The organism is Chitinophaga fulva (genome assembly GCF_012927205.1).
Lineage (GTDB): Bacteria > Bacteroidota > Bacteroidia > Chitinophagales > Chitinophagaceae > Chitinophaga > Chitinophaga fulva.
Genome location: NZ_JABBGC010000003.1, coordinates 472,141 through 486,172, shown reverse-complemented (window position 1 = coordinate 486,172; position 14,032 = coordinate 472,141). Strand labels below are relative to the sequence as shown.

At 51.3% G+C, this 14,032-nt stretch carries 8 protein-coding genes; 7 read left to right on the top strand and 1 reads right to left on the bottom strand.

Annotated elements, in window-relative coordinates; translation table 11 throughout:
• The first annotated feature begins 9 nt into the window (after positions 1-9).
• The 5 genes from HHL17_RS25200 (at position 10) to rpiA (ending at position 9,670) form a co-directional block, all read left to right on the top strand.
• Positions 10-1,533, top strand: coding sequence for a RagB/SusD family nutrient uptake outer membrane protein (locus HHL17_RS25200; protein WP_169227614.1), 1,524 nt, complete (start codon positions 10-12; stop codon positions 1,531-1,533).
• Between the two features lie 75 nt (positions 1,534-1,608).
• Entirely contained in the window at positions 1,609-4,719 is a 3,111-nt protein-coding gene (locus HHL17_RS25195) for a glycoside hydrolase family 2 TIM barrel-domain containing protein (RefSeq protein ID WP_169227613.1), read from the top strand.
• On the top strand, positions 4,712-6,658 hold the full coding sequence (locus HHL17_RS25190; protein WP_169227612.1) for an MGH1-like glycoside hydrolase domain-containing protein: 1,947 nt from the start codon (positions 4,712-4,714) through the stop codon (positions 6,656-6,658). The genes HHL17_RS25195 and HHL17_RS25190 overlap by 8 nt, the downstream gene beginning before the upstream one ends.
• 10 nt (positions 6,659-6,668) lie before the next feature.
• Complete coding sequence (locus tag HHL17_RS25185; protein WP_169227611.1) at positions 6,669-8,972, top strand: aminotransferase class III-fold pyridoxal phosphate-dependent enzyme; 2,304 nt, start codon at positions 6,669-6,671, stop codon at positions 8,970-8,972.
• 17 nt (positions 8,973-8,989) lie between these two features.
• Entirely contained in the window at positions 8,990-9,670 is a 681-nt protein-coding gene (rpiA, locus tag HHL17_RS25180; RefSeq protein WP_169227610.1) for a ribose-5-phosphate isomerase RpiA, read from the top strand.
• On the opposite strand, the gene HHL17_RS25175 is transcribed toward rpiA, so the two are convergent.
• A complete protein-coding gene (locus HHL17_RS25175; protein ID WP_169227609.1) occupies positions 9,634-10,932 on the bottom strand; it encodes an MFS transporter in 1,299 nt (432 codons plus the stop codon). The genes rpiA and HHL17_RS25175 overlap by 37 nt on opposite strands.
• A 235-nt stretch (positions 10,933-11,167) precedes the next feature.
• On the opposite strand from HHL17_RS25175, the gene HHL17_RS25170 reads away from it, so the two are divergent.
• Both HHL17_RS25170 and HHL17_RS25165 read left to right on the top strand, forming a co-directional pair.
• Positions 11,168-11,359 (top strand): cold-shock protein, encoded by a 192-nt coding sequence (locus HHL17_RS25170; protein ID WP_078668260.1) that lies wholly within the window; start codon positions 11,168-11,170, stop codon positions 11,357-11,359.
• 431 nt (positions 11,360-11,790) lie between these two features.
• The gene (locus HHL17_RS25165) at positions 11,791-14,025 is read left to right on the top strand and encodes a helix-turn-helix domain-containing protein (protein ID WP_169227608.1); all 2,235 of its coding nucleotides are present in this window, start codon (positions 11,791-11,793) and stop codon (positions 14,023-14,025) included.
• Positions 14,026-14,032 lie beyond the last annotated feature (7 nt).

Sequence of the window (14,032 nt, the reverse complement as noted above, 5' to 3'; positions counted from 1 at the left end):
AAAATGGTTATGAAAAAATCTTTGTTATATATATCCTTATTATCCGCAGCCATGGTATTTAATACCGGCTGTAAAAAAGAGTTGCTTGAACAGGCTTCGCCCGACAAGCTCACATCGGATAACTTCTGGACTTCCCGCGACCGTGCCCTCACCGGCCTGGCTGCGGCCTATTCCAGGATAGAGAGCTTCGCCGGCTGGGATAACTTCGTGGAGGCCCGTTCCTGCCGCGAATACTACCGCGAAGATTATGTAGAGCCAGGTGCTGATGCCTACAACTACAGCTGGTGGATGGAGATCTATAACTATAGCTATAACTCCGGTAACTACGCCATAGACCTGCTCTGGAGAGATAACTACCGCGGCATCAACTTCTCCAACCAGGTATTGGAGAATGTGAACGTGATGACCGACAAACAGATCGATGCTGCCAGTAAAAAAATGATCCTGGCGGAAGCCCACTTCCTGCGCGCTTACTATTATTTTAAGCTGATCACCAACTTCGAAAAAGTGATCATCCGCGATAAAGTGCCTAATGGTGAAGCAGATCTGCCGAAAGCACCCGCTACCCGTCCCGAAGTATGGGACATGATCATCGCAGATCTGAAAGCCGCAGAACCTGATCTGCCGCTGCGCAGCGACAGACCCTCCACGGAACTGGGCCGCGCCACCAAAGGCTCCGCCCAGGCCTACCTGGGTAAAGCCCTCATCTATCGCGCCGGGGAAGATAAAGGCAAGGCTAATGCTTATTTCACTGAAGCATCTGCGTGGCTGAAAAAAGTGATCGACTCCAAACAATATAGCCTCGTATCCAATTACCTGTCTATGTTCAACGGTACGACCACCAACACCACTGAGTCTGTATTTGAACTGCAACAGACCATGGACGAGTCTAACGGTGCTGCCTACAAATCCTATCTCAGCGACTGGATGGCCGCTTCTGAACTGGGCGGTTACGGTGAAATCTACGGCGCCCCCAGGCTGCTGACAGAAATGCTGAAGGAAGGAAAAGTGGCTACAGACGGACTGTATGATCATCGTGTATACAATACCGTATTCTTTAACGATGACTATTTTAACGATGCTGCCAATCCCCGCGTTTACGGCTATACGTATGGTAAAGTGTTTGAAAACAATACCATCGCCTTCCGTAAATGGATACCTGCCAGCCTCGATAAACTGGGAAACGCCAACGCTATCAATATCCCGATTATCCGCTATGCAGATGTGAAGTTATTGTATGCCGAAGCACAGAACGCTATCGGTATCCCGGCTACAGCGATGGCAGAGATCAACGATGTGCGTGCCCGCTCTGCTATGCCGCCATTGAACCTGACTAACGCTGCCGACGTGTTTAAACAGCTGGTGCATGAACGTGTGATGGAGTTCACCCTGGAAAGCAGCCGTTTCTACGACCTTCGCCGCTGGGGCATGCTGCCACAGCAGATGCAGGAAGCCGGCAGGACCTTCACCCTGGATAAAAGCTATTATCCGTTGCCACTGAAGGAAACGCTGAACAACCCACTGGCACAATAATAATTTTAGATACATAACGGTTAAATGATCCCACTGGCGGCCTCGCAGCCGCCGGTGGTTTTATACAACGGTACCATGATGAAAACTGTATTACTTGCTTTGATGTGTTTACCGGCTACTTTGCTGGCCCAGTCCAACGACTGGGAAAATCCACAGAAGCCCTCTGAGCACACTTTGTTCCCGCACGCACATTTTATTCCCTTCCCGGACGCCACTTCCGCTATGAAAGGAGACAGTTCTCCCTTCACCCTCTCGCTGGACGGTACCTGGAAGTTCCACCTCGCCGCCAATCCTGCTGTTCGCCCGCAGGGATTTGAACAACCCGCTTATGATGTAACGAACTGGAAAACTATCCGCGTGCCGGCCAATTGGCAAACGGAAGGTTATGCCCCTTATATTTTTACTGACGTGGAATACCCTTTCACGCCCAATCCGCCGTTTGTCCCTAAAGAAGAAAATCCTGTCGGTTCCTACCGCCGCAATTTCCAGCTGCCCGCCACCTGGAAAGGCAAACAAACTATTCTGCACATCGGTGCTGCCAACGCATTTGTGTACGTATGGGTGAATGGTAAATATGCCGGCTTCAGCAAAGACAGTAAAACCCCCGCCGAATTTGATGTGACACCACTGTTGCAATCCGGCAATAACTCCGTGTCCCTGCAGGTGTTCCGCTTCAGTGACGGCTCTTACCTCGAAGGACAGGACATGTGGAAGTTGAGTGGTATTGAGCGCAGCGTATACCTGGTAGCCCGTGCTCCTTTATCTATATATGATTTTTTTGCCAAACCATTGCTGGTCAATAATTACAAGGATGGTTCCCTGCAACTGGACCTGGCACTCAATAAAATACCTGCAATAACGGACAAGGATAAACGTATCCGCGTAACGTTGCAGGACGCTGGTGCGCCCATTTTTACCAAAGTATTGCCGGTGGGCCGCGACAGCATGTTGCATCTGCAACAGCTGCTGCCAGGCATTAAATCATGGACAGCGGAACAGCCTAACCTGTACCAGCTGGTCATTACGCTGGAAGATAAGCAAGGCCGCCCGGTGGAAAGCTTTACGCACGCTATCGGTTTCCGCACCGTGGAAATAAAAAGAGGCCTCCTGATGGTCAACGGCCAGCCCATCACCATCAAAGGGGTGAACCGCCATGAGCATGATATGCATACCGCCAAAGTAGTGGACCGCGAAGGAATGCTGAAAGACATCCGCACCATGAAGCAGTACAACATCAACGCAGTGCGGGCCAGTCACTATCCCAACCGGGAAGAATGGTATGCGCTCTGCGATCAGTACGGTCTTTATGTAGTGGACGAAGCGAACATCGAATGCGACGGTATGAGCATGCACCCGCTGAAAACCCTCTCCGATAAACCGGAATGGCAGGCGGCCTATCTCGACCGTACACGTCGTATGGTGGAGCGTGACAAGAACCATTGCAGCATCATCACCTGGTCACTGGGCAATGAAAGTGAATTCGGCGATAACTTCATCAATACCTACAAATGGACCAAACAACGCGATAACACCCGTCCGGTACAATACGAGCCGGCCCGCAATACACCATGGACCGATATCGTGGCGCCCATGTACAAATCCGTCGCCTGGATGCAGGAGTATGTGAAAGAGTACCGTGACCGGCCCCTGGTCCAATGCGAATACGCGCACATGATGGGCAACAGCGGCGGTAACCTCCGCGATGACTGGGACCTGATCAACAAATACGACCAGCTACAGGGTGGTTTTATCTGGGATTTCTCTGACCAGACTTTCCTGCAGCGTGATTCGCTGGGAAGGGCTATCTGGGCCTATGGTGCTGATATGGGCACTGTGGGTGCTACCAGTGATACCAGTTTCTGCGCTGATGGTATGCTGGCTGCCGACCGTACGCCGCATCCGCAGGCATTTGAAGTAAAGAAAGTTTATCAGCCGGTGCAATTTGCCACCGTTGGTTTGTCTGCTGATCTCTTGCAGATCACCAACCGGTATGACTTTAACCAGCTCGAAAATATCCACCTTACCTGGGTACTGAAGGGAGATGGGAAAGTGATCGCTTCGGCCGAATTGCCGCACCGGCTCCTGCTGCCTCATCAACAGGATACCCTGCGTATAGCCCTGCCGGTGGTGAAGCCACAACCCGGGGTACATTATTTCCTGCACCTGAAAGCCACGCTGAAAAAAGCGGATGGCATGCTGCCGGCCGGCTTCACACTGGCAACTGATCAGTTTGAACTGCCCTTGTACACGCCGGTAAAAGCGCAGGCAGTTACAGGAGCAGCCTTGCAGGTAAAACAAGTTGATGGGGGCTGGGAGATAGGCAACCCTGCATTTACGGCTACCATCAAAAACGGCTGGCTGGAACAGTTTTCTGCTAACGGTGCCGCCTATATGCAAAAAGCATTGAAGCCTCATTTCTGGCGTGCTGCCACCGATAATGACATTGGTAACAGTCAGCAGATGCGCTGTGCGGTATGGCAGCATGCCGGCGACAGCACCCGCCTGTTGTCCGCCAGCATTGTGCAGCAGGACAAGCAGCAGGTACAGGTACATGCGAAACATGCTTTGCCGCTGGTAGCCGCCACTTACGATGTAGATTATACGATTTTTGCCAATGGAGATGTGAAAGTGAAAGTGAACTTCCAGCCAGGCGATACCACCATGCCTGAACTGCCCCGCATGGGCATGCGCATGGTGCTCAATCCGGCGTTGGACAAAGTGACCTGGCTGGGCCGCGGTCCGTTCGATAACTACCAGGACCGTAAGTACGCTGCTGACGTGGACGTATATACACTGCCGGCAGACTCACTGTTCCATCCTTATCCCCGCGCACAGGAAAGCGGCTACCGCTCCGATATACAATGGATGGCGCTGCGTTCCGCTTCCGGCAACGGATGGATGGCCCGCACCGATTCCCTGCTGAATATGGGCGTGCTGCATTTTGATATGGACCGGCTCAACTTCAATCGTAAACACAATGTACACGGTGGCTCCATGAACAACGATCCGTTGATCTGGTGGAACATCGATTACCAACAGGCCGGCCTTGGCGGTGATAACAGCTGGGGAGCCAAACCCCATGCGCCTTATACACTGGTGTACAAACCTTATCAATATCAATTTACATTAAGACCTTTAGGAGCTGGCGAAGCACCAACAGAAAAGGCGAAAGAGAGATATGAATAAAATCAAATGGCTGCTGGCATTGCTGCTGATGCAACAAACCGCCAGCGCGCAACGGAACCATTTTGCGGATGTACTGGACATCCATTATACAGTAAAAGATACGGACCGCATCGCTGCTTCTTTCTTTTCAGATAACGGCGCGTGGCATGCTTATGCATTGCCGGCGCCCGGTATGGCCACCGGTTTCACCGGTCCCTTGCTGATGGACATGAAAGGGGAGTGGCTGTCTAAAGCCATCGCGCAACTACACCTGTACGTGGATGGCCAGGAGCTTCCCCTGCAGCAGGACACAGCGGCAACGCATTATTATCCCGGCCTGTTACAGCTTGGCTTCCGCTCAGGCCAGGTACAGGTACAAATGCAGCTGCTCTTTAGCAGCAACCGCGAAACCGCCATACAAACAGTTATTCGTAATAACGGCACGCAACCGCTGAACCTGCGTCTGCAATGGCAGGGTGCCGCGCTGCTGAAAAGAGCACAGTTTGTCAGCGAAGAAAAAGCGGTACGTATAGCCATAGCCGGTACAAATCATGTGTTCCGCCTGCATTGGTGTGCGGAAGGCCCATGGGACATACAAACTACCGCTGATGGTTATACGGCGGCAAGAAACGTGTCCATCCCGGCTGGCGGTCAATTGGAAGACCTGCAAACACAGGGCTTCTGGCCGGAAGGAGATGTGGCTGCCACCGCCGAGCCGGTGTTTGCCAAAGCGCTCCAACAAAATGAACAACGCTGGAATGGTTATGTGCAACAGCTGTTCCGTCGTATGCCCTTCAATGAGAAAGACCGTTTCCGTAGCAGGCTGGCCGTGAAAAGTATGATCACGCTGCTGACCAACTGGCGCAGCGCCTCCGGACATTTACGGCATGATGGCGTATTCCCGTCCGCCTCGTATCAGGGCTTCTACGGCTTCTGGTCATGGGACAGCTGGAAACAGGCTGTGGGACTGGCGTACTTTGCGCCTTCCCTGGCGAAAGATAATATCCGCTCCCTGTTCGATTATCAAACTGCCAATGGCATGGTGCCTGACTGCGTGTATGCAGACAGCACTGAAAATAACTTCCGCGACACCAAGCCACCACTGGCTGCCTGGGCCGTGTGGGAAGTGTTTGCTGCCACCCGCGACACTGCTTTCCTCCGGGAGATGTACCCCGCGCTGGAACGTTATCACCACTGGTGGTACGCCGAGCGTGACCATGACCGTAATGGCCTCTGTGAATTTGGCTCTACAGATGGCACCCGCATCGCGGCAGCCTGGGAAAGTGGCATGGACAACGCTGTTCGCTTCGATAAAGCAAAGATGCTGCAAAATGGCCCGGGCGCCTGGTCGTTAGATCAGGAGTCGGTCGACCTCAACGTCTATCTGTCTAAAGAAAAAACAGTACTCGCACAGATGGCAGCTGTGTTGGGCAAACCAGCGGCCGCTGCTACCTTCCGCCGGGAGGCCACCATACTAAATCAACAGATCAACAAACTTTTCTTCGATACTGCCAGTGGGTATTATTATGACCGTCACCTGAGTGGAGCGCTGGTGCGCGTGAAAGGGCCGGAAGCCTGGGTAACGCTGTGGGCGGGCATTGCTCCGGCATCCCGCGTAAAAAAGATGACGCAATACATGCTGGATACGACTGTTTTTAATACTTTAGTGCCCCTGCCGGTGCTGGACGCCAGCGAAAAAGCTTTTGACCCGCAACGCGGTTATTGGCGCGGACCGGTATGGATAGATCAGTTTTACTTTGGCGTAAAAGGTTTGCAGCGATATCAGCAGCAGGCCGCAGCCCAAACGCTGGTCAATAAACTGTGGCAACATGCCGGCGGCATGAAAGATGACCAGCCATTGCACGAGAACTATCACCCGCGTACCGGCAAAGGCCTCAACGCGGAGAATTTCAGCTGGACAGCAGCCCATGTACTGATGCTGCTGGCCGACAAATTTTAATACAGACGCTATGTTTTATACATTTTCTACCACCGGGGTGGTTAACCTGCTGAAGGAGCACTACGGTCTTACCGTTACCGCGAAAGAATTGGAAGGCTACGATGAAGCCAATTTTCATGTGAAAGATGAACAGGGCAACTCCTGGATATGCAAGATTGCCGGCGAATCCCAGCATCCCGCTTTCCTCGATGCGCAGGTGCGCATACTGGAGCATCTGGCCAAACGTGATACCAAAGGCCGTTTTCAGCAGGTAGTGCGCAATATGAAAGATGAACCGGTTACCCGCATCGCTACGCCGGAAGAGCTGTATTACATCCGTTTATATACCTGGCTGGAAGGGCAGCCGGTAGTAACGGTAAAGGGTACACGCGATCTGTATACTTCCTGGGGAAGCCTCCTGGGAAAAATGGACAAAGCACTGGAAGATTTTTCCCATCCGGCCATGCACCGCGATATCCGTTGGGACCTCGCGCATGCGCTCGATGCCCGCGATCAGCTGCATTGCATCAAAGATCCCGAAAAGAAACGGCTGGCAGCTTATTTCCTGTTACAGGTGGAAACAGAAGTGCTGCCACTGAGGCATCGCCTGCGTAAAGCCTATATCCACAACGATGCCAACGACTATAATATCCTCGTACAGAACGATCTCGTCAGTGGCCTGATCGATTTCGGCGATATGGTGTATACACAGCTGATCCACAATGTGGCCATAGCTTGTACGTACGCCATGCTGGAAGCTACCGACCCGCTGGAAGCTGCCGTGGCCGTGGTGAAAGGATACCATGAAGCCTACCCGCTTACGCCGGAAGAAACAGACCTGCTGTATTACCTGATCGCTGCACGTTTATGCATCAGCGTGACTACCTCCGCAGAAAAAGCCGCGGCAGGCAGCGACAACGAGTTCCACTTCATCACCGAAAATGGCGCCTGGAAACTGCTCTTCCACCTGATCACCATCAATCCGCTCGCTATGCAGCAGGCTTTCCGTACTGCCTGCGGCTTTGCTCCCGTGATCAATGATACAGCTGACTACGCACCGCTGCTGGCCGAACGCAAAGCACATATCGGCCGTAACCTGAGCATCAGCTATAAAGAGCCGCTGAAAATCATCCGTGGCGCATTACAATATCTCTACGATGACAAAGGCCGTACTTATATTGACTGTGTGAACAATCCCTGTCACGTAGGGCACTGCCATCCCGTGGTGGTGAAAGCCCTGCAGCAGCAGGCAGCGCGGCTTAATACCAATACCCGTTATTTGCATGACCACCTGGTGGATTATGCCAATCAGCTGATCGCTACATTGCCGCCATCACTGGAAGTTTGTTACTTTACCAATTCCGGTTCCGAAGCCAATGACCTGGCTATCCGTATGAGCCGTCATTATACGAAGCAGAAAGATGTGATCGTGCTCGATCATGCCTACCACGGTACTTCCACAGTGGCCATGGAACTGAGCCCGTATAAATTTGATGGCAAAGGAGGATTCGGTAAGCCGGAACATACGCATAAAGCACTCAATCCCGATATGTACCGCGGGCCTTACCGCGCAGACGACCCACAGGCAGGAGAAAAATATGCTGCGGACGTTTCCGGCATCATTGCCGGTCTGAAAGAGCAGGGCAGGGGCATAGCCGCTTATATCTGCGAAACGCTGCTGGGCGTAGGCGGACAAATACCTTTACCGCCGGGTTATCTGAAAGCGGTATATGCCGCCGTGAAAGCTGCCGGCGGCGTATGTATCGCCGATGAAGTACAGGTAGGCTTCGGTCGTGTGGGTGACGCCTTCTGGGGCTTTGAATTACAGGAGGTGACGCCGGATATCGTAGTACTGGGCAAACCTATTGGCAACGGGCATCCGCTGGCAGCGGTGGTAACTACCCGCGCTATCGCAGATGCGTTTAACAATGGTATGGAGTACTTCAATACCTTCGGCGGCAACCCGGTGTCTATGGCTACAGGGCTGGCTGTGCTGAATGTGATCAAGGAAGAAGGTCTCCAGGAACATGCGCGCGTAACCGGTAACTATTTCATGGAAGGACTGCGTAAGCTGAAAGATAAACATGCCATTATCGGAGATGTGCGTGGACATGGTTTCTTCATCGGGGCTGAACTGGTGCGTGACCGCAATACGCTGGAACCCGCTGTTCCCGAGATAGATGTAGTTGTGGAAGCCATGAAACAACGGGGCTTCCTGCTTAGCACCGATGGTCCGCTGCACAATGTGCTGAAGATTAAACCTCCCATGGTATTCAACAAGGCCAATACCGACGCCTTGCTGGCTCATCTGGACGAGGTGTTGTCTTCCCTCTGATTCCTTATATTTGTTGTATGCAACAACAGGACCTGGCTAAAAAAGCCGCCGGCGAAAAAGCCACCGAATACATCAAACCGGATATGACCATAGGGTTGGGTACCGGCAGCACCGCTTATTATGCAATTATGCGTATAGGCGAGATGGTGAGAGGCGGTATGCCGCTGAAGGCGGTCGCTACCTCTGAGCAATCCGAGCTGCTGGCCCGGAAACAGGGTATTACCATCATTCCTTTCAGCGAGGTGGATAAAATAGACCTGGACATTGACGGCGCCGATGAGGTGGATGAACACCTGCGGCTGATCAAAGGAGGAGGAGCAGCCCTGTTGCGTGAGAAGATCGTGGCAGCTGCTTCTGCTGAAATGATTGTGGTGACAGACGAGTCTAAAGTGGTAAAATACCTGGGCCGCTTTCCGTTACCTGTGGAAATTATCCCGTTTGCATGGGAGCTTACCTTCAGAAGGCTCCTCGCGCTGGATGCCGCGCCGGTGTTGCGCACCAGCAATGGCCGCACGGTCGTGACCGACAATGGCAATTATATACTCGATTGTCATTACGAGCGAATCAAGGACCCGGTGACATTACATCAACAATTGAATGATATTCCCGGCGTAGTGGAGAACGGACTGTTCCTCCACTACGCCAGTCGCGTTATCATCGGTTATGCCGATGGTTCCGTGAAATCCTTGTCCAGGTAGGAAGTCTGTTTAGTATCACGTGCCGTGATATACACCAGCAGGGAAATAAAGATACAAACGGTCACGTACCAGTAAAACCATGGTTCGTGGCCGATTTTTTTGAAATACAGGGCGATCGGTTCCGCCGTTCCGCCGAAGAGCGCCACTGTAATGGCATAAGGGAAGCCCACGCCCAGCGCCCGCACTTCCGCCGGGAACATCTCCGCTTTTACTACCGCATTAATAGAGGTATAACCACTCACTATCACCAGTGCCCCCAGGATCAGCCCGAAAGCGGCCCATTCGGAGGTAGTCTGACTAATCGCCGTGAGGATAGGCACCGTGAGTGCCGTGCCCAGCACGCCAAACCCGATCAGCAGCGGCTTTCGGCCATAGATGTCTGACAGCCAGCCGAATAAGGGTTGTAGAAATGCATATATCAGCATCACAAAAAACGTAATGGTAGTAGCTCTTTCAATGGTCAGGTGGACCGTATTGACGAGGAACTTCTGCATGTAGGTGGTATAGGTGTAAAAAGCCAGGGTACCGCCCATGGTGAGGCCTACCACGGTGAAAGCCGCCCGGGGATATTGCTGGAAGAGGGCTTTTACAGAGCCTTTGTTTTTGGAAGACTTATGTTGCTCAAATGAGCCGGACTCCTGCATATGGGTACGCAGGTACAGCGCTACAAAAGCCAGCAGGGCACCGATCACAAAGGGGATACGCCATCCCCAGCTATGCAGCTGTTCCGATGTAAGGAACACCCGTTGCAGCAGCATCTGCACCCCCAGGGCGGTCAGTTGCCCGCCAATCAGCGTTACATACTGGAAGCTGGAGAAAAAGCCACGCCGGCTGGCAGTGGCCACTTCGCTGAGATAAGTGGCAGAGGTGCCGTACTCACCACCTACGCTCAGTCCCTGTAGCAGCCGGGCTATCAGCAGAAGGGCCGGCGCGGCCACCCCGATGCTGTTATAGGAAGGGGTACAGGCAATCAGTACAGAGCCTAATGACATCAGGAGGACAGACAGCGTCATAGCTGCTTTTCGCCCTTTCTGGTCGGCAATACGGCCAAACATCCAGCCACCGATGGGGCGCATCAGGAAACCTACCGCAAAGATGGCGGCGGTATTCAGCAATTGCGCTGTGTAACTGCCTTTTGGGAAGAATACAGGGGCAAAATAAAGTGAAAAAGTAGTGTAAATGTACCAATCGTACCATTCCACGAGGTTGCCGGCAGAGCCGGTTAAAATGGCCTTAATACGCCATGCGTCCGTGTTTTTCATATAGGTATCAAAAATATATAAATAAAACTGCTTTCGGTGTTGTTACAAAAAAGTTTGGATGGTAAAGGCTAAACAGTTATCTTCGTCCCGCTTCTTAAGAATATTGTATTTCATTTTGTTGGTGATCTCCGGGTACATTCAGCTTTTTTCTTACATTTTTTCTTCTAGTTGCCCCCAGGTAGCCGCCTGTTAAAAAAATGGCGAGAACACGTTCACAATTAAATATTAATAAAAAATGCAAACAGGTGTAGTTAAATTTTTTAATGAAGCTAAAGGTTTTGGATTCATTAAAATCGAAGGAACAGGACAAGAAATTTTTGTTCACGTTTCTGGTATCAAAGAAAGCATCGGCGAAAATGACCGCGTAGTATTCGACGTGGAAGAAGGCAGAAAAGGCCCGAATGCTGTTAACGTAAGATTGGCATAACTTATTGAATAATAGTTTTGTTGAGGACCGCCCCGGGCAATGCTCCGGGGCGGTTTTTTTGTGCCCGTGATCCAATAATCCCCCATAATCCCAGGGCTGAAGCCCTGGGCTACGATGTTGTTCAAATCCGTTTAGTGTGTAGGTCCGTTATTTAATTTATGACCCTATTATACCTTAGTCCCTATGGAGTTAAATTCATAATTCACAAACCATTAATAACACCATACTCTGAGCCTATTTATAATTAGTAATTAATTAATCCATATACATCCCATCCAACATTACGGACTTGAATAACATCGTAGCCCAGGGCTTTAGCCCTGGGGACATTGGGATTCGTTGGGATTCGTTGGATTCATGGAAACGTTGGAATCCGCGTATCCTGGATCGAGAAAAAATAAATTATATTTGCGGTTTCAATTTTAAATATCATGCCCCAACCTGATAGTACAAATATCATCTTCCACCTGGCGGCAGATTTCATTAACCAAACAAACCGCCATGTGTTCCTGACCGGTAAAGCCGGTACGGGGAAGACTACGTTCCTGAAATATATCAAAGAACATACGAAGAAAAATACCGTGGTGGTGGCACCTACCGGCGTGGCAGCGATCAATGCCGGCGGGGTTACCATGCACTCCTTTTTTCAGTTGCCCTTCGGACCTTTTGTTCCGGGCAGCAAGCGCGGGTTTGGCATGGATGGAATCAGCAGCACAGATAAACACAGCCTGTTCCGTAACATCCGTTTTACCAACGATAAAAAAGTGTTGTTACAGGAACTGGAACTGCTCATCATCGATGAGGTGAGTATGGTACGCTGTGATATGCTCGATGCCATTGACACCATCCTGCGGCACTTCCGGAATAAACCGCTATTGCCTTTCGGGGGTGTACAGGTGCTCTTCATCGGTGATCTGTACCAGCTGCCACCGGTAGTGCCGGACTCTGAATGGCAGCTGCTTTCAGAGTATTACAACAGCTCCTTTTTCTTCGATGCGCGGGTAATTGACCAGGCGCCTCCGTTGTATATCGAATTAAAAAAGATATACCGGCAGAACGAACAGCTGTTCATCGATGTGCTCAACCGTATCCGCAACAGTGAAGTGGAAGAAGATGACCTTATGTTGCTCAACGACCGTTATGACCCTTATTTTAAAGGAGAAGACGGGGAATACATCGTGCTCTCTACCCACAACCGTAAGGCGGATGATATCAACGCCCGCCGGCTGGCCGAAATGCCAGGGAAGCTCTTTCGTTTTGAAGGCAAGATAGAAGGGGATTTCAGCGACAAAGCCCTGCCTACGGAACTGGTGCTGCAACTGAAAATCGGTGCGCAGGTAATGTTCCTGAAAAATGATCTGGCACAACCCCGTCGTTATTATAACGGTAAGCTGGCCACGGTAACAGATATTGATGACGAGGAAATTACGCTGTTGCTGTCCGGCTCCCACGAGGAGCTGAAACTCGGTAAAGAAACCTGGCGTAATATCCGTTATTCCTTCAACCAGGAAGAGAACAGTATCGATGAAGAAGAAATAGGCAGCTTCACACAGTTTCCCATCCGGCTGGCATGGGCTATCACCATCCACAAAAGCCAGGGCCTTACTTTTGAAAGAGCTATTATCGATGCCGGTTATGCTTTCGCACCCGGACAGGTGTATGTGGCGCTGAGCCGTTGTACATCGCTGGAAGGACTGGTACTGCATTCACGTATTACTTACGGCAGTATCAAAACAGACCGTCAGGTAATTGAGTTTGCTGAGAAAGAAGTGGAAGCCAACGAGCTGGTGGTGTTGCTGGAAATGGAACGGAAGAAATTCCAGGCTACCTCGCTGCTGCAACTGTTCGATTGGTACCGTATGCAGGCCAATATCCGCAGCCATGCGGTATGGATACAGGACAAAAAAGTGCCCGACATCGATGCGGCCTTACAGGTAAGCCGCCAGCTGACAGCTAAAACGGAGCAGCAACAGGAAGTGGCCAACCGTTTTGTGGTACAGCTGCATCAGTTGCTCGACACGACCGTGCAAACCGGTGAAACCGATCAGCTGGAAGAGCGTGTGACCAAGGCTATCGGTTACTTCACCAAAAGCATATACGAAGATTTGATACAGCCGTTGCAGGAACATATCACGGCTGTTAAAAAACAGAAATCCAAAAAATACTTGTTACAGCTCATGTCGCTGGAAGCAGATTGCTGGCAGAAGTTGCAACAGGTATGGGAAGTGTCTTATGCCGATCTGGATTTTACCAAAGGGCTGAAAGACTATACGAAAATGAGAAATGCTGAAGCGGATGGCGTAGCTGGAAAAAAAGGCGGCAAGCCGGAAGCTAAAGGCAAAGTAGAAAAGGGAAGCAGCCGCAGGGGTACGCTGGAATTGTACCTGGGCGGTAAGAACATCCCCGACATCGCCGTGGCGCGGCAACTGGCGGTAAGTACGGTAGAAAGCCATCTGGCCCAGTGTGTAGAGGCCGGAGAGCTGGACCTGTACCGCTTTGTGTCCGAATCAACGGTGAAACTGATTATATCCCATATCCGCGAACTGGGCGCTACGGCAGCCGGACCTATCAAAGAGCGTGTAGGCCCCGCCGTGTCCTTCGCAGAAATACGGGTAGTACAATGGTATCTTAAAAAACAGCAGGAAGAAGAGATTATGAAAGATTAAACCGACA